Below are 16,492 nucleotides of genomic sequence, written 5' to 3'. Positions count from 1 at the left end.
CCATATTCAGTGCGTCACACCTTCGCGCCTCAGCACCTTCACGAAGGTAAGCCACAGGATGCGGATATCAAACCAGAACGAGCGACGCTGAAGATATTCGACGTCAAGCTGGACCTTTGCCGGAATGGGCAACTCATCTCGCCCGTTCACTTGTGCCCAGCCCGTGAGACCCGGCACCAATACATGGACACCATGCTGCGTCCGCAGATCGATCAGATCCTGCTGATTAAAGAGTGCCGGACGAGGCCCAACAAAACTCATGTCGCCGACCAAAATGCTCCATAACTGCGGCAACTCATCAAGGCTGCTTTTGCGCAAAAAAGAGCCAATCGGCGTCAAGTACACCTTGGGGTCAGACAGCAAGTGCGTCGCGACCGCGGGCGTGCCGACCCGCATGCTCCGGAACTTGGGCATCCTGAAGATGCGGTTCTTGCTGCCGACACGGTCAGACCAATAAAGAGCGGGGCCGCGCGAAGTCAAACGCACCGCCAGTGCGACCATCGCGACAGGCAGCAACAAGACCACCCCAGCACACAACGCCAACAACAAATCAAACAGACGCTTCACGCAAATATCCTTCTGCAGCTTGCTTCAATCCTTCATCGAGACTTAGTGGGGGCTGCCAGCCGAGCAATCGCCGAGCCTTGCTGCTGTCCACCTGCAATGAGCCGCAAAGGCTCTGTGCGATCGAGGCCCTCCCCACAAGTCCCGCCCCGAGCTTCAGCATCCATACAGGAACAGGAAGAAGGTGAGGGGAGGTCTCCAGTGCGCTCCCCATGCGGCGAAGCAACTCAGCTGTAGACACATCTTCGCCATCCGAGACCAGAAAGGCCTGAGACACAGCAGCAGGATGATCGGTGCAGGTCACGATCAGATCCACCAAATTCTGGATGCCGACGTAGCTGCGCCGATTGCCATTGACCCAGCCAAGGGGTAGAGGCACGCCCCTGAGAAGCGATCGCATAAGGCGATCAAAATTACCCGGTGCCGCCGGCCCATAGACCAGAGGTGGCCGCAAGCTCACGACTTCCAGACCCGTGCGCTCTGCAATGTCCTTCAGTCCTTGCTCTGCTTCCCACTTGGAGACGGCGTAGTCCAACATTGGCCTCGCTTCATCGACTTCGGAAAAAGGGGGGCGACCATCGGTCCCTTGACCCATCACCCCAATGGAACTGAGAAATACGAATCGGCGGACTCCCGCAGCCGCCGCCTGCTCCGCCAAGCGCAAGGTCCCATCCCGATTGACTCGGCGAAACTCCCCCAGCGGATTTGAGGTCGTTTCCTTCAATACATGCGCCCGAGCCGCACAGTGAACAACGCACTCCACGCCCTGCAGCGCCTCGTTCCAACGCGTATTCGGACCAATCTCTCCGACAGCGAATGAACCCGCATTCTTCGTGGATTGCTTTCGCGTCAACGCGCGCACCTCGCGACCACGCTTTCTGCAAGCCTCAACCACCGCCCCACCGATGAAACCGGCAGCACCAGTAACAGCTATGATTTTTTGCATGTGACCTAAGCCATATCGGCCTGCATGAGACCGCTGAGTTTGGTCAACGCTACAGTGCTCGAGTACTTCTCCTGCAATGCCTTTTTCGAGCGTCCTTCGTATCTAGACAGATCCATATTGCAGATGAGGTCGATAGTTCTTGCTATTTTTTCGGGATTATCCGCTTCACAACTCCAGCCAATATCGTTCTCTTCTACTGTCAGAGAAATTTCGGAGCGGGCATCCATGACAGCCAAGATGGGGCGATCGGCTGCCATACTGAAATAAGCTTTACTGGGTACACCCAGTCCATACATGCCTGGCTCCAGCGAAATCAAGGCCACATCGCAAGCAGCGAGCCCCTCATTTTTTTGTTCCTGTGGGAGCTCCCCAAAGTAATGAAAGCTTTTTTCTGGATTTTCTTTTTTGTATTTTGAAACCAAATCAACACACGCCCCGGCTCCAATGAAAAGAAACGCCGCCCGCTCAGAACTTACCTGATCTATAGCCCGCAAGATATTCGGTATTCCTTGAACCCTACCCATATTTCCAAAAAATTGGAAAACCGTTTTCTCCTCCCACCCTAAACTTTTGATCAGTTTTGATTTTTTCTTTGCAAGCGAAAAAATTTGATCTGCGTCGACCCAGTTGTGAACAAAAAAACTTCTTGCTGGATTTCCTGTTTTTTCATCCACCAACTCTTTCATATCCCGTCCGATCACAAAAAGACGATCCGGCTGGGCATAGACCCAATCAAAAATCGTTTTCAATATTCGAAAATATACACTTTCCTTTTTGAGAATTCCAGCGGGGACGAGATTTTCAGGAAAAACATCATGGACCAAAACATACCAGCGAAATCTAATTAGTTTGCGCAGCAGCGCCAAAACAAAAAGCAGTGTTTCAGGATTTGTTCCTGAAAAAACGATGTCACCCTTTTGTGCCTTGCGTCCGGTAGCCCACGCGAGTTTGGCGGCCGCCATTAATTTTGCTCCCGCTCTTTCTACAATTGACTTCTTGGTGGTATTTTTTACAGCCTCTTTCAGCGTCAAAACATCCACTTGCAACCCATCGGATTTCAGTTGATGTATCGCCTTTTCCCAGAAATAGCCGGTCGAGTTCTGTTTGGAACTCGTGTATTCAGAAACAACCCAAATCTTGGACATCCGGTGATGGTCGGTAGTCAATACTTTTTCCAGACTACGCGATTCACATAGTCGGTGTAGCTGTGAACGATGCGCAGCACCTTGTCCGATACGTTCGGCATGCTGTAGTCGGCCACTTGGCGCAGGCCGCGCGCATCGCCTCGCGGCTGGCTCTCCAGAATGGCCAGGCCTTGGCGCACACGATCCACCTCGAGGCCTACCATCATCACGGCCGCCTCTTCCATGCCTTCGGGCCGCTCGTGCGCCTCGCGCAAGTTGAGCGCCGGAAAATTCAGGATCGACGACTCTTCGTTGATCGTGCCGCTGTCGGACAGCGTGGCCCGCGCCGAGAGCTGCAGCTTCACGTAGTCGTGAAAGCCCAGCGGCCTCAACAGGCGCACCTGCGGATGAAAGCGCGCGCCGGTCGCGTCGATACGTTTCTGCGTGCGCGGGTGCGTCGACACAATGACCGGCAGACCGTGGTCTTCGGCCACGGCATTCAACACCGCCACCAGCTTTGCAAATGACTGAGGTGACTCGATGTTCTCTTCGCGGTGGGCGCTGACCACGAAGTACTGCTCAGCCTCCAAACTCAGACGCTCCAGCACATCGGACGCTTCGATGCGCGGGAGATAGTGCGTCAACACCTCGAACATCGGGCTACCGGTCTTGATGACCAGATCAGGTGGTAAGCCCTCGCGCAACAGGTAGTCGCGCGCGATGGTGCTGTAGGTCAGGTTGACGTCCGCCGTGTGGTCCACGATGCGGCGGTTGGTTTCTTCGGGCACACGCTGGTCGAAGCAACGGTTGCCCGCCTCCATATGAAAAATCGGAATTTTGCGACGCTTGGCCGGGATTACTGAGAGGCAGCTGTTGGTGTCGCCCAGCACCAGCATCGCCTCGGGCTGCACCTCGCCCAGCACCTGGTCGACCGCGATGATGAGGTTGCCGATGGTGTGCGCCGCGCTGGTGGCATTGGCCGCGCTGTTCAAGAAGTGATCGGGCTTGCGCACGCCCAGGTCGTCGAAGAAGACCTGATTCAGTTCGTAGTCGTAGTTCTGGCCGGTATGCACCAGCACGTGATCGCAATGCTCATCGAGTCGGGCCAGTACACGCGACAGACGGATGATCTCGGGGCGGGTGCCCACTACGGTCAAGACCTTGAGTTTTTTCATGGGGAAGATAGAAAGTCCAAAGATCTACAGCGGGCAAGCAAAGGTGTCGGGTCGCGCACGGTCGAATACCTCGTTGGCCCAGAGCATGACAATCATTTCTTCGACGCCTATGTTGGTGATGTCATGCGTCCAGCCGGGCACGGTTTCGACGATTTCAGGCTTATCACCGGAGGTGACCAGCTCATGGGATTCGCCGGTGTGCATGTGCCGGAACTTGAAGCGCGCTTGGCCCTTGATGACCAGAAACTTCTCCGTCTTGCTATGGTGGTAATGACCACCTCGCGTGATGCCCGCGTGTGCGGTGAAGAACGAGAATTGGCCTGCGTCCGGCGTCTTGAGCATCTCGACAAACACACCGCGCGCATCGCCGTACTGCGGCACCGTATAGGCAAACGACTCGGGCGGCAGATAGCTCACATAGGTCGAATAGAGCGCGCGCACCAAGCCCGTTCCCACGCGGTCGGTCATGAGCGTGTTTCGGCTGTCCTTGAACGACTGAATCTGCCGGGCCAACTCGCCCACCGTGGTGGTGTACTGCGGTGCAACGGTCGCAAAACCGTCTGCGTCCACGGTGGCGTCGGCGCCATCCATGAGCTGAACGAACCGCTCGATGACATCGTCTACATACACCAGCGTGACGGCAGCCGCCGGGTCGTTGACCTGGATCGGTAGGTCACGCGCAATGTTGTGGCAGAAGGTGGCCACGGCCGAGTTGTAGTTGGGCCGGCACCATTTGCCGAACACGTTGGGCAAACGGAAGAGGTGCACCGGGACACCATGGCCGAGAGCTACTGCTTGCAGCGCCTCTTCCGCTCCACGCTTGCTGTGGCCGTAAGGGTTGTCGCGCCCCGCCTGGGTAGACGAGGTGTAGACGATCGGCACTTTCTTCCCGCTGGCTTTGGCAACGGCCCCCACGGCGCTGCAGAGGCTCTGCGTGAGCTCTGCGTTGCCGGTGGCGAATTCCCGCGGGTCTTGCGGACGGTTGACGCCTGCCAAATGGAAGACGAAGTCCACATTCTGCAAGAACGTCGGCAGTTGCTCCACGTCATCGTCGCGGGTGAAGCACACCACTTGCACATCCTTGCGCTCGGTCAAATGCAGTTGGAGATTCTTGCCCACGAAACCACGCGCACCAGTAATCAACACCTTCATCGTCTTAATCCTGTGTCTCGGCCCGCTCACCACGCGCAATGCGTTGCATGAAGTCGAGCTTGAGTAGCAGCTTCTTCATGCCTTCCACATCGAGGCGGCTGGTGTTGTGAGAGTTGTAGTCTTCACCGTGCGTGCTGTAGGTGATGCGCTTCTCGCCCTCTTCCACGAATTTGGCGTAGTTGAGGTCGCGGCCGTCGGGCGGCACGCGGTAGTAGTTACCTTGATCTTCGGCGCAGGCCATTTCCTCTCGGCTGAGCAGCGCTTCGTAGAGCTTTTCGCCATGGCGCGTACCGATCTCGCGCACCTCATGATTCGGCTTGCCCATCAAGTCCAGGATGGCCTGCGTCAGCACCTGCACCGTGGCCGCCGGCGCCTTCTGCACAAAGATGTCGCCGTTATTGCCGTTTTCGAAGGCGTGTAGGACCAACTCGACTGCATCTTCCAGCGTCATCATGAAGCGCGTCATGGACGGGTCGGTCACGGTGATGGGCTTGGCTGCGAGTACTTGTTCGACGAACAGCGGAATGACCGACCCGCGCGACGCCATGACGTTGCCATAGCGGGTGCCACAAATAACGGTGTTCGTACTTTCCAGATTCCGACTGGCAGCGACCATCACCTTTTCCATCATGGCTTTGCTGATGCCCATGGCGTTAATGGGGTAGACCGCCTTGTCGGTGCTGAGGCACACAACGCGCTTTACGCCTGCCGCGATCGCCGCTTCTAGAACGTTCTCGGTACCGAGCACGTTGGTGCGCACCGCTTGCATTGGATAGAACTCACACGACGGTACCTGTTTAAGCGCTGCCGCATGAAAAACATAGTCCACGCCCCGCATGGCGTCGCTCACGCTTCGGGAATCACGCACATCGCCGATATAGAACTTTAGCTTGGGATGGTTGTAGCGTTTGCGCATGTCATCCTGCTTTTTTTCGTCTCGGCTAAAAACACGAACCTCAGAAATCTCGGAATTTAAAAACCGACGAAGCACTGCGTTGCCAAATGAACCGGTACCGCCTGTAATCAGCAAAGTTCCTGAAGTGCCCCATTTATTCACAGCATTCTCCTGTATTCGGGATATCCCTCTTTTGCATACTCATAAGTCTGCCGCTTAGGAATCTTAGCGGTCGACAAGCTCTCGGCATGGATTACATTCAATTTTGGCTCGTACCACAAAATGCCTCCTGCATCATGTATTTGTTTAGAAAAGTACGCCTCCTCACCATATAGAAAATTGGGAAAATTCAATTTATTGAATTTATTTAAAAACCCAGGCATAAGAACATAACAAGCCCCAATCCCCATATGAATTTCCTGTCCTTCGTGCAAGACTGGCAACCTCCTGCGTCTTGGTCGTAGCACAGCCAATAGCACGAGCATGAAGCGTGCAATGTAGTAATTACTATAATAAAGATCGAGTTGCATACGTCTAAACCAATTCATCGGCCTAAGAACATGCGGATTTTGCCGATATCCATCAACCGTAACAACATCTGGCGCAATGGAAAAAACGGAGGGGTCGTAATCTTGAGAAATTAAAATAGCGCAAAACTCCTCATGGAATTTCAAGTCATTGTTGCAAATCACAACATATTTGGAATTCGTTTCGCGCAACCCCAGATTGAGCCCCCCGAAATATCCGACATTGCGTTTTGCATCTATCACCCTCATGTTTAACCGAGGAAATTCGAAAGAACTCAACTCTTTTACTTGGTCCTCCGACTCTGAATTATCAACAATAATGCATTCAATTTCAAAGAGCTCCCCCAACCCACTTTGGGATTCCAATGATTTACAGAGGTCTCGCGTGACCTCGAAGTTTTTATAATTAACAGAAATAAAACCAATCTTCTGCACCATTTAATTCCTCGGTTTTGCGCTCAAAAAACAGGACTCCACACTTAAGGAAGGAAGAATTTAACTTTATTCTTAAAATCCATTCTTTCTAACGCAAAACTTCTTATCACTTCTCTGTTGATTCCATTTTTTGGAAGACTCTCATACCACCGAATCACTTTGAGCATATCTATTGGCTCATCGCTATTTGGCACAAGATGCGCAAAATGCGGATTTGGAAGCAAATCCAGATCCTGACCCGAAACAATCATTGGTAATCCACGGGCCGCATACTCCCTAGTTTTCAAACTGGATGCAGAGTCGAGCCCCTTCCGGTGAAGCCCCAGGGAAGAAACGCCAATATCTGCAATATCAAAGTATGCACCCAATTGATTGTGTGACTTAAATCCCAAAAAAGAGACATTTTCTGAGATCTTAAGCCTCTCCGCAATCTTTTTTAGATTTTCTATTTCATCTCCATCCCCGGCAATATAGAGCTTTAAATCTATATCAGCCGACTTGGAGGAAACATAATTCGAAATTCCACTCAACACCCGGTCAAAGCCATGCCAAGCCGAGACCTTTGCCACGGCCAGCAAGACGATCGAATTTTCCGCCAACGAAACGTCCTTCTTCTTCAACTCATATCTCTCAACATCAATCCCGTTAGCCATTAACTCTATTTTTCCTTTCAAACCAAAAGAAAAATAAGCAGACTCTTCGGCATAATGGATCACCCTATTAAACGGAAACAAGGCATATGGATAAAAAAGAGAAACCATCCCCTTTCTCGCTCGTATTGCCCATTTGCTCATCCTTTCCCGCAGATCGAATTCTTTCAACACCACTGCCAGCGGAGTTGGTATATCAATGACTAGATATTTTCGACGCAATCTAAGATAAACAAAAACAGGGAAGAATATTGGAATTTGAAAAAAATTCCTCACAACAACAACATCTGCATTCGTCTTAAAAAGAGAAAAGGCAAAGTCGATAAATCCACGAAAATTCGCAAGGAAATTTCGATTCTCAGCATCAAGTCCTGACTTCCTCAACGACAACACAGAGTCATCTATTTTCCTAAAAATGCCTGGAAAATCTTGAGGATTGAAGCAAGAAAAATACTCAACACGTCTAGTCTTCATCAGAAATACTCAAATAGGCCTATGCTTTTTAAACTTGACGCCACTCAACCTAAACAGCCAAAAACCCAACGCCATCCAAAAAGGATTGAAGTTAATTGACTTCGCAAAAACAACAGAAATCACGCAGAAAATAAATAACAAAACACCGAATTCATCCATCGGGTTTTTCAAAACCGATCTGTGCGAGATTATCTTTCTCAAGACATAGACAATAGAAGTCGAAAAAATAAAAAATGGCACCATTCCAAAAAACTGCCATGCGCTCAGCAAATTATGGGAATATGCCCCCAAGGAGTAGAATTTTTCAATCAAGTAAGCAGGGTCTCCATACAGCGCTTGCCTAGACAACCCTTCCAACGCTCCCTGAAAAAAAATATCGCGCGCTACTTCGGATTGATCTTGCGAAATTCCGTCATAAAAAATCATCTTCTGAACTTGGGGATCAGTGAGGTCAAAATTAAACACAAAGAGCAGCGCAACGGAAAATAGAGCGAGAGCAAAAAATACGATGACTGAACGCGTCAACCCCAACTTCGGAAGGTAAAAAATTCCGCAGGTCAAGATGAAAATAAAGAGATTTGCGCGGCCACCCAAAAAGAAAAATAAAAGCGCGCCAACAACGCAAGCAATCAACTTGAACGGTCTATTGAAAAATGCAATAGCCATCAAAGAAGCGATGACAGCATAGGATCCGATCGTCAGATGAGATATCTCCAAATCACCTGCCTTTTCGCTGGATATTGACTTATAGTCCAATATCAATCCTTCGTTCAGATTAGCAATCACACAAAGCAGAAGAACTACGGCAGGAAGAAATATTATTTTTCTATTCAAGCCTTCAGGGCTTATCGCCTGAACCGATGCCCCCAAAAAAAACCAGACCATTCCAACAAGGAGATACGTGAGAGAGACGACTCCGGGCGTCATTCCTTCGATTATTATGGAGTCATTGAGCAAGAGGTTTTGCAGTAAGACAGAAATAGAAATAGAGCCAAGCAGCATCACTGTCAAAAGCCCTCCCACTGTCATCCGAGATCTCGAATTTTTTTTAAAGAACTCGGCCGCAGCGCAGAAAAATCCCATCACCCCGATGGGATAAGTCAGAAAATTTGAAATCCATACATCGGGCTTATCAAAGAAAAACCACAATATGAATGTGATTATCTTTATTTGGAACAAGACAAAAACTGCCTTTGCAAAACGCTCTGATGCCGCTGAAGAATTCAATTTAATCCCTATCACCAATTAACAAAATTGCAACCCTCGGCTGAATTCATCAATCCCTCCCCAGCATTTCAGGATGATTTTCGACACGCCTAAATCGGGGGAAAGCGTCGAATGCTAAAAGCCTTGTGCGCGAAAAATACTCACGATTGCGACTCCGGCAACTACCCAAAGAACCAAAGCCACCCGACTGTTGTGCGCCAATTTCAGCACCTCCTTCGCTTTTATTTCTAGTACAACGAATATCACTAGAAGATAAAGGAGATAAAAAACAAATCCGGAGATGGCATACACTTCAGCAACATACATCGGCATTGCCCAACCAGCAACACAGACAGCTCCAACACGAAGGATGAGCCCAAACAGCTGAATAGCTAGGGCCACACGCTGGTTATTGGTTATGTGAAGTGCCATAGAAATTGGAGAAGTAAGAAACTGCATGACAAACCAAGGCGTCATCCATGCAACCAATTCTCCCGCTCGCTGCCATTTCGTGCCGAACATCAAGGGAAACAAAATCGGAGCGACGAGTCCGGCAAATATCAATGGACCAACTCCGCTTCTGACCAAGCCTTTCAAATTCTCCAGTGTAAATGGGACCAAGCGTCCGATGCGCGATTCTTCGGATGCACGGGATAAGTAAACCTGCGAAACGGCGCTACCAATAAGACCTAGTGGCACAGTCATTGCACGCATCGCCAACATCAAATATCCGGCCTCCGGCCCGATGGCCAACGCGCCAATAATTATGATTGGCATTTGGATTGCGGCGGTATTTGCCAGCGCCTCAAATGTTGAGTACTTTAGAAATCGATCATATTTTCGGAGCATGCGGCGCATATTTCTCCAGCTTATGCTTTCGAAAACCCCTCGATCCTTTTTAAGCATGGCGCGTACCAGACCATATAGACCGGCGCCATTGTTGGCGATCTGTCCCAATAGCAATCCAAGAGGGGCAACTCCATTTATTCCAAATCCGAGCTGCACTCCTACGCCGCTAACAGCTTGGGTCATACGGGTTCCCGCAATAATTCCAAAGCGTTTTTTTCGGGTAGTCCAAAATTGCATTGCTGCGTACGCGCTAGCCAACCAAACTCCAAAAGGCAACAGCCACAAATAATCTTTTAACGCAGGCAAATCCACCAATTTCACGATTGAATCTGGAAAGAGCCAAACCGTAATTCCCGTTAGTGCAGAAATTGCAGAGCAAGCACATAAAGCCAAGGCAAGCAGGTTGACCGCATCCTCGTCTCCCTCTGGCATCGGGATCGAAATCTCTAATCGCATGCATGCAATCACCGAAATGATCGAAAGAATGGAGGAGAAAATTGCAAGCACATTGAAATCAGAAGGCGTATATAGGCGTGTGATGACTGGAAGCGCCAAAAATGCAAGTGCCTGTGCGAAAGCGGTGCCTCCTACCAACACACCGACCGAACGTATAGCGTCAGTACGCTTGAGGGATTGAAATTTGGCGCGTAACGCCGCTCCAATACGTCGAACTGGCATTTTCGGACTAGGGGGCGGTCAAGGCCAAAATAATCAGGATTTGCTCAGAGGGAGTCAGGTACGCATGCATCGGCAAGCTCAGCACATCTTTTGCTATCATGTCCCCCACGGGTACATTGGCCTCTTCATTTGTCACTGCGGGCTGCTTGTTCAAAGGAATGGGGTAATGCACAACGGTCGGCACTCCAGCCTGCTTCATACGCACTTGCAGCGCCTCTCGCTTGTCGACACGTACAGTGTATTGAGCCCACGCACTTTGGTTATGTGACTCGACATATGGAATGGCCGCAATGCCGGCCTCTCCCAATAGGCGCCCATATTCCGCAGCTACACGCTGACGGCTAGCGATTTCGTCGTCGAAGATTTCCAACTTCGTTAGCAGTACCGCAGCCTGCAACGTATCCAATCTACTATTTACTCCCACGCGAATGTGGTGGTAGCGCCGATCCTGTCCATGCCGAGCAATCTGCCGCATCACTTTGGCCAATTCGTCATCGTTGGTGAAGATGGCTCCACCGTCGCCATAGCAGCCCAGTGGCTTGCTGGGGAAGAAACTCGCACACGCAATCGTGCTGAGATTGCAGCTTTTACGCCCCTTGTAAATAGCGCCAAAACTCTGCGCCGCATCCTCAATCACAGGAATTCCGTGCTTCGCGGCAATTGCATTGATCGCGTCGAAGTCCGCGCACTGGCCATACAGGCTCACCGGAACAATGGCCTTGGTCCGCGGCGTGATCGCAGCCTCCAGGAGCGCCGGGTCCAGGTTGTAGGTACGCGGGTCGATGTCCACGTACACCGGCTTGGCGCCCAGCAGCGCCACGGTTTCCGCAGTGGCGATGTAGGTAAAGCCCGGCGTAATGACTTCATCACCGGGCCCGATGCCAAGCGCCATTTGGGCGATCTGCAAAGCATCCGTGCCATTGGCCACAGTGATGCAATGCTTGGCGCCGGTATAGGCCGCCAGCTTCTCTTCCAGTTCGGCCACTTCCGGCCCGAGGATGTATTGACCATGCGCCAGCACGCGCTGAATCGCCGCATCGATCTGGTCCTTGATGCGGGCTTGCTGGGTCTTGAGGTCGATGAATTCGATCATGGCGTCTTGGCATCCAACTTGGTCACGGCATTGCCGTCGAGTACATAGCGCGCGCCGGTGTGCGCGCAAATGGCTTCTGCTGCGCCTTGCAGCGGCAACGCGAGTTGCTCGCCGAATTCGCTCATCCAGCCGATCTGCCTGGCGGGCACGCCGACCATGAGCGCATAGGCCGGCACGTTCTTGTTGATCACGGCGCCGGCGCCGACAAAAGCGTATTCGCCCACGGTGTTGCCGCAGACGATGGTGCAATTGGCGCCCAGCGTCGCGCCGCGCTTCACGAGGGTGCGGCGGTATTCGTCCTTGCGCGCGACGGCCGAGCGCGGGTTGTAGACATTGGTGAAGACCATGCTCGGCCCGCAGAACACGTCGTCTTCTAGGGTGACTGCGTCGTAGACGCTGACGTTGTTCTGGATTTTGACGTTGTGGCCGATGGTCACGTCGTTGCCGACGTAGACGTTCTGCCCTAGCGAGCAGCCCTCGCCGATGGACGCCTGTGCGCTGACGTGCACCCAGTGCCAGATGCGGGTGCCGTCGCCGATGCGGGCGCCCTCGTCGACGATTGCGGTGGGGTGGGCGTTGTATGCCATGCCGGTCTCGCGGGGCGTCAGGCGAGCTGCCGCACGAATGGATGCACTTCGCCCTGCTCGCCTTGAACCGGCGTGGCGCTGCGGATCACGTTCACGGTTTCGATGCAGTGGCGCGCATCCTCGAGGCCATAGCCGCGGCCGGCCAGAATTTCCTTGTAGCTCACCGTGTGCAGGTCGGTGAAGCCTTCCGAAAACTCGAGCTTCTCCCCGCTGATGTCGATGTTGCGGAAGGTGGTCTTCTTGCCCTTCACATCGGCCGGCAGATCATTGGCGTCGATGGACAAGAACCAGCGAACGCGTGCGCGCTCGTATTCGAGATAGCCCGCCGCCTTGGCCGTGCCGCTGTAGTGCACCACGTTGCGCTGCAGCTTGCCGAAGATGAAGTGCAGCATGTCGTAGAAGTGCACGCCGATGTTGGTTGCCACGCCGAACGACTTGCGGTTGTCACCCTTCCAGCTTTCCATGTACCACTTGCCGCGAGAGGTGATGTAGGTCAGTTCGACGTCGAATTTGGTATCCGCGGGCGCCGCTGCCACCTTGTCGCGCAGCTTCAGGATGGCCTCGTGATGGCGCAGCTGCAAGATGTTGAAGACGCGCTTGCCGGTTTCCTTTTCAACGCGTTGCAGTTCGTCGACGAGGTCCGGCGTGGGTACCAGGGGCTTCTCGCAGATCACGTCGCAACCCAAGCGCAGGCCAGCGGCAATGTGCGGATGGTGCAGGTAGTTGGGGCTGCAGATCGCCACGTAGTCCAGCGCCGTCGCGGGATTGCGCTTGAGCTGCTGCGCGTGCTCGTAGAAGCGTTCGAACTCGGTGAAGAACTCGCTCTGCGGCGAGATGCTGTCGATGATGCCGACCGAATCGTTGATGTCGTAGGCCACCGCCAGATGGTTGTCCGTGTCCTTGATGGCACGCATGTGGCGCGGAGCGATGTAACCGGCAGCGCCGATGAGGGCAAAGTTTTTCATGTCGAGAAAGAAACGGGAATTGGCTTACAGGCGGAACACGGAGAAGCCGCTGTCGCGGGCTTCCTTGGTGTTGAACAGGCTCTTGACGTCGACCAGCACGGGCTGTTCGCCTCGGCACAGGGTGCGCAGCTCGGTCATGGTTGCGCGGCGGTATTCGTTGTGGCCTACGGCAACAACGAGCGCATCGACCGGGTGGTCCGCATCGACCTGGCCGAGTTGAAGGCCGTACTCACGGGCCACCTCTTCGGCGTCCGCCCATGGGTCCACAATTTCTACGGAAGCACCCCATGCCTCGAACTCGCGAACCATGTCGACGATCTTGCTGTTGCGGATGTCCGGGCAGTTTTCCTTGAAAGTGATGCCCAGCACGCCGATACGGCAGCGCGGCACGTCCATGCCGTTCTTCAGCATCAGCTTGATGGTGTTGCGGGCCACGTAGCGCGCCATGTTGTCGTTGATACGGCGCCCGGCCAATATCACCTGCGGGTGGTAGCCGACCTGCTCCGCCTTGTGCGTGAGGTAGTACGGGTCCACACCAATGCAATGCCCACCCACAAGGCCTGGACGGAAAGGCAGGAAATTCCATTTGCTGCCTGCGGCCTCGAGCACGTCGAGGGTGTCGATGCCCAGGCGCTCGAAGATGACGGACAGCTCATTGACCAGTGCGATGTTCAGGTCGCGCTGCGTGTTCTCGATCACTTTGGCGGCCTCGGCCACCTTGATGCTGGCGGCCTTGTGCGTGCCGGCGGTGATGATCTCGTTGTAGAGCGCATCGACCACATCGGCCACCTCAGGCGTACTGCCACTGGTGATCTTCTTGATTTTGGTCAGCGTGTTGACCTTGTCGCCGGGGTTGATCCGCTCCGGGCTGTAGCCGCAGAAGAAATCGACATTGAATTTCTTGCCGCTGAGTTTCTCCAGCACGGGCACGCACACTTCTTCTGTCGCACCGGGATAGACCGTCGATTCGAAGATGACGATTGCCCCGTTTGACATGACCTTGCCGACGGTTTCGCTGGCCTTGACCAGCGGCGTCAGATCGGGACGGTTCGCGTTGTCGATCGGGGTAGGCACAGTCACGATGAAGACCGCGCAGTCGCGCAAGTCATCGGCATGCGACGTGAACACAAGTTGGGTCGCCGCCTTCAACTCTTCGCTAGTGGTTTCGAGTGTGTGATCGTGTCCACCCTGCAGCTCTGTGATGCGTTTTGCATTGATGTCGAAGCCGACCACCCGCCGCTTCTTGCCAAATTCCACGGCGAGGGGAAGACCCACGTAGCCGAGACCGATGATCGCGATAGGTTGAGTTGATTGAATGACTTGCATATTGGAAAGCACTGGAGACGAAAAATTGGCGACAGACTCAATCAAGAGTCATGCCGCCACACCGCGTTCGCGGCTGCTGACTTCAAAAGTGGGCAGACCCGTGATGCGAACCTCAAGAACTCACTCTGGGTCTAAATTCGACTAGCGATGCCTGACGTAAACCTCGCTGGCGTTGTTCACCACTTGTGCTGACGGCAGGATCAGACTGACCACACGGTTCCACTTGACCAGCGGCACCGGATCGACGTACACGACGTCATGCGACTGCAACCGGAACTGGCTTGCCAACGCCAACGTCGCCGGATTCTTGGCGTTCAGATGGAAGATGGCCGGTGCGCCGGTCGCGCCTTGGCGAATCACGTAGATCTGGCCGGCGTTGGAGGTGGTCGTCATCGGACCACCTGCCTCGCCCAAGGCCTCGCTCAAGCTCAAGCGGCCGTTGCTACGCATGGACAGAGCAACGGGCGCCATGATCTCACCCATGACGAAGACCTTGGAATCTTCCCGGTGCGCCACGCGGACGGTGTCGCCGTTCTTCAGGGGGATGTTGTTCCCGTCGTAGCCCGCCTCGCGCAGGCGCGTCATGTTGATCGGGACCGAGCGGCCATCACGAATGAGAGTGACGGCCGACTGGTTGGCATTGGCCGTCATGCCTCCGGCGCGATTGATCGCCTCATTCAACGTCATGGGCACGTCGGTGAAAATCTGCGAGCCGGGATTACGTACTTCGCCTTCTACATAGGCGCGGCGGCTTCGGAAGGACTGAATGCGCACCGTCACTTGGGGATCGCGAACATGTGGCCGCAACAGCTTGCCGATCAGGTCGGAAGCATCGCCTTCGCTCAGGCCCGCCACACGCACGCGGCCAATGTAGGGGAAAGCAATCTCACCGTCAGCATCGACGATGAAGCCCGGTGCTACCTGCACGCCGGTCGGGTCGGCGGATTGCGAGATCACGGCACCAGCATTGGGAAGAAGCTCTGGGTGGTCGTAGACGATCACGCCCACCACATCACCCGACCCGATCGTGTAGCGCGCCCCCTTGCCAAACAGCGCCTGCACATCAGGCGGCACGCCCTTCGGCGACACCTCTGCCAACGTACGCACCAACGCCAGCGAAATAGGCGTGATTTCCCCCTCAGGCGCTTCGTCGGGAAGGTAGCGGAACTGGGACGGCAACTCTCCGCCCGCTTCGTAAGGCTCCACCGACCCCATGCCAGGCACCACGGCACAGCCCTGGAGCAACATCGCGCCGGCAAGCGCTACCCACGCAAGGGCTTTCGCATCTCTTCTCAATTCAGGTCCCTTGAAAGTCAGTCAGTCAGTCGTATCAATAACAACGAAGCGGCGAAAGAACAATTCCCGAAGGCATGCGAGGCTCGCACATCCGTTCGGTTGTATCGCGCTTCTTTTTCAAACACTTGTGATCGCCACCACTACGCGGCACCGTTTATGTAAAAATTTGAACAGCTAAAGTCGCGCTGAAACTGGAATATTCAGGCGGCAAAGGTGCAGAATTCATCGCGGAGTCACGCAAGAACCTGATACACCCGGGACGTATGCGCGCTGACAGACAGAAGTCTTGAAGGTCGATTTCGCGCGGCCGCTCCTCACTGCTCCCCTCTCATCGTACCAGTGCAGTGCACTGTCAATGGGGTTGCGCCTGCGCTCCAGAATGGTTCCGGAAGGGCTGTCCGGCGCCCTCAGGCCTTCTTTCCAAGCGTAAAACGCGATGACGCGGCTGGCTCTACCCATCCCTCGAAATTGGAAACAAGACGTTCCAAAGCGTAGTCGGCAAATAGTCAGCCACGGAAACTGAGTACCCTCCAACCGTTCCAAGCCGAGG

The 16,492-nt window shown here is 53.8% G+C and carries 15 protein-coding genes; all 15 read right to left on the bottom strand.

Annotated elements, in window-relative coordinates:
* Window positions 1-6: 6 nt before the first annotated feature.
* A complete protein-coding gene (locus IG196_RS04445; protein ID WP_192195183.1) occupies window positions 7-567 on the bottom strand; it encodes a sugar transferase in 561 nt (186 codons plus the stop codon).
* Window positions 551-1,510 (bottom strand): UDP-glucose 4-epimerase family protein, encoded by a 960-nt coding sequence (locus IG196_RS04440; RefSeq protein ID WP_192195182.1) that lies wholly within the window; start codon window positions 1,508-1,510, stop codon window positions 551-553. Before IG196_RS04440 ends, IG196_RS04445 begins: the two co-directional genes overlap by 17 nt.
* A 5-nt stretch (window positions 1,511-1,515) precedes the next feature.
* On the bottom strand, window positions 1,516-2,655 hold the full coding sequence (locus IG196_RS04435; protein ID WP_225616922.1) for a glycosyltransferase family 4 protein: 1,140 nt from the start codon (window positions 2,653-2,655) through the stop codon (window positions 1,516-1,518).
* A gap of 17 nt (window positions 2,656-2,672) precedes the next feature.
* Window positions 2,673-3,809: a UDP-N-acetyl glucosamine 2-epimerase gene (locus tag IG196_RS04430; protein WP_192195181.1), complete on the bottom strand. Its 1,137-nt coding sequence runs from the start codon at window positions 3,807-3,809 to the stop codon at window positions 2,673-2,675.
* A 24-nt stretch (window positions 3,810-3,833) separates the two neighbouring features.
* On the bottom strand, window positions 3,834-4,961 hold the full coding sequence (wbjC, locus tag IG196_RS04425; RefSeq protein ID WP_192195180.1) for a UDP-2-acetamido-2,6-beta-L-arabino-hexul-4-ose reductase: 1,128 nt from the start codon (window positions 4,959-4,961) through the stop codon (window positions 3,834-3,836).
* 4 nt (window positions 4,962-4,965) lie between these two features.
* A complete protein-coding gene (locus IG196_RS04420; protein WP_192195179.1) occupies window positions 4,966-6,018 on the bottom strand; it encodes a polysaccharide biosynthesis protein in 1,053 nt (350 codons plus the stop codon).
* Window positions 6,015-6,821 carry a glycosyltransferase family 2 protein gene (locus tag IG196_RS04415; protein ID WP_192195178.1) on the bottom strand — a complete coding sequence of 269 codons (807 nt, stop codon included), beginning with the start codon at window positions 6,819-6,821 and terminating at the stop codon, window positions 6,015-6,017. Before IG196_RS04415 ends, IG196_RS04420 begins: the two co-directional genes overlap by 4 nt.
* Before the next feature lie 41 nt (window positions 6,822-6,862).
* Window positions 6,863-7,942, bottom strand: coding sequence for a glycosyltransferase (locus tag IG196_RS04410; RefSeq protein WP_192195177.1), 1,080 nt, complete (start codon window positions 7,940-7,942; stop codon window positions 6,863-6,865).
* A 9-nt stretch (window positions 7,943-7,951) separates the two neighbouring features.
* Window positions 7,952-9,169, bottom strand: coding sequence for a hypothetical protein (locus IG196_RS04405; protein ID WP_192195176.1), 1,218 nt, complete (start codon window positions 9,167-9,169; stop codon window positions 7,952-7,954).
* A 114-nt stretch (window positions 9,170-9,283) separates the two neighbouring features.
* Window positions 9,284-10,675, bottom strand: a complete 1,392-nt coding sequence (locus IG196_RS04400; protein WP_192195175.1) for a lipopolysaccharide biosynthesis protein — start codon at window positions 10,673-10,675, stop codon at window positions 9,284-9,286.
* A 7-nt stretch (window positions 10,676-10,682) separates the two neighbouring features.
* Window positions 10,683-11,768: a DegT/DnrJ/EryC1/StrS family aminotransferase gene (locus IG196_RS04395; RefSeq protein ID WP_192195174.1), complete on the bottom strand. Its 1,086-nt coding sequence runs from the start codon at window positions 11,766-11,768 to the stop codon at window positions 10,683-10,685.
* Window positions 11,765-12,355, bottom strand: coding sequence for an acyltransferase (locus tag IG196_RS04390; RefSeq protein WP_192195173.1), 591 nt, complete (start codon window positions 12,353-12,355; stop codon window positions 11,765-11,767). Before IG196_RS04390 ends, IG196_RS04395 begins: the two co-directional genes overlap by 4 nt.
* Before the next feature lie 17 nt (window positions 12,356-12,372).
* Window positions 12,373-13,320, bottom strand: a complete 948-nt coding sequence (locus tag IG196_RS04385; RefSeq protein WP_192195172.1) for a Gfo/Idh/MocA family protein — start codon at window positions 13,318-13,320, stop codon at window positions 12,373-12,375.
* A gap of 24 nt (window positions 13,321-13,344) precedes the next feature.
* Window positions 13,345-14,646 (bottom strand): Vi polysaccharide biosynthesis UDP-N-acetylglucosamine C-6 dehydrogenase TviB, encoded by a 1,302-nt coding sequence (gene tviB / locus IG196_RS04380; RefSeq protein WP_192195171.1) that lies wholly within the window; start codon window positions 14,644-14,646, stop codon window positions 13,345-13,347.
* 141 nt (window positions 14,647-14,787) lie between these two features.
* On the bottom strand, window positions 14,788-15,894 hold the full coding sequence (locus IG196_RS04375; RefSeq protein ID WP_412556385.1) for a polysaccharide biosynthesis/export family protein: 1,107 nt from the start codon (window positions 15,892-15,894) through the stop codon (window positions 14,788-14,790).
* Window positions 15,895-16,492: the final 598 nt, after the last annotated feature.

This window comes from Variovorax sp. 38R (assembly GCF_014843395.1).
GTDB lineage: Bacteria > Pseudomonadota > Gammaproteobacteria > Burkholderiales > Burkholderiaceae_C > Variovorax > Variovorax paradoxus_H.
Note: the sequence above shows the minus strand (reverse complement) of the source record. Positions and strands in the feature narration are given on the sequence as shown.

What these genes read in the sequence shown, in the direction of transcription:
- IG196_RS04440 (WP_192195182.1), bottom strand. Translation starts at nt 1,510, where the DNA reads ATGCAAAAAATCATAGCTGTTACTGGTGCTGCCGGTTTCATCGGTGGG.
- IG196_RS04435 (WP_225616922.1), bottom strand. Translation starts at nt 2,655, where the DNA reads ATGTCCAAGATTTGGGTTGTTTCTGAATACACGAGTTCCAAACAGAAC.
- IG196_RS04430 (WP_192195181.1), bottom strand. Translation starts at nt 3,809, where the DNA reads ATGAAAAAACTCAAGGTCTTGACCGTAGTGGGCACCCGCCCCGAGATC.
- wbjC (WP_192195180.1), bottom strand. Translation starts at nt 4,961, where the DNA reads ATGAAGGTGTTGATTACTGGTGCGCGTGGTTTCGTGGGCAAGAATCTC.
- IG196_RS04415 (WP_192195178.1), bottom strand. Translation starts at nt 6,821, where the DNA reads ATGGTGCAGAAGATTGGTTTTATTTCTGTTAATTATAAAAACTTCGAG.
- IG196_RS04410 (WP_192195177.1), bottom strand. Translation starts at nt 7,942, where the DNA reads ATGAAGACTAGACGTGTTGAGTATTTTTCTTGCTTCAATCCTCAAGAT.
- IG196_RS04400 (WP_192195175.1), bottom strand. Translation starts at nt 10,675, where the DNA reads ATGCCAGTTCGACGTATTGGAGCGGCGTTACGCGCCAAATTTCAATCC.
- IG196_RS04395 (WP_192195174.1), bottom strand. Translation starts at nt 11,768, where the DNA reads ATGATCGAATTCATCGACCTCAAGACCCAGCAAGCCCGCATCAAGGAC.
- IG196_RS04390 (WP_192195173.1), bottom strand. Translation starts at nt 12,355, where the DNA reads ATGGCATACAACGCCCACCCCACCGCAATCGTCGACGAGGGCGCCCGC.
- IG196_RS04385 (WP_192195172.1), bottom strand. Translation starts at nt 13,320, where the DNA reads ATGAAAAACTTTGCCCTCATCGGCGCTGCCGGTTACATCGCTCCGCGC.
- tviB (WP_192195171.1), bottom strand. Translation starts at nt 14,646, where the DNA reads ATGCAAGTCATTCAATCAACTCAACCTATCGCGATCATCGGTCTCGGC.
- IG196_RS04375 (WP_412556385.1), bottom strand. Translation starts at nt 15,894, where the DNA reads ATGTTGCTCCAGGGCTGTGCCGTGGTGCCTGGCATGGGGTCGGTGGAG.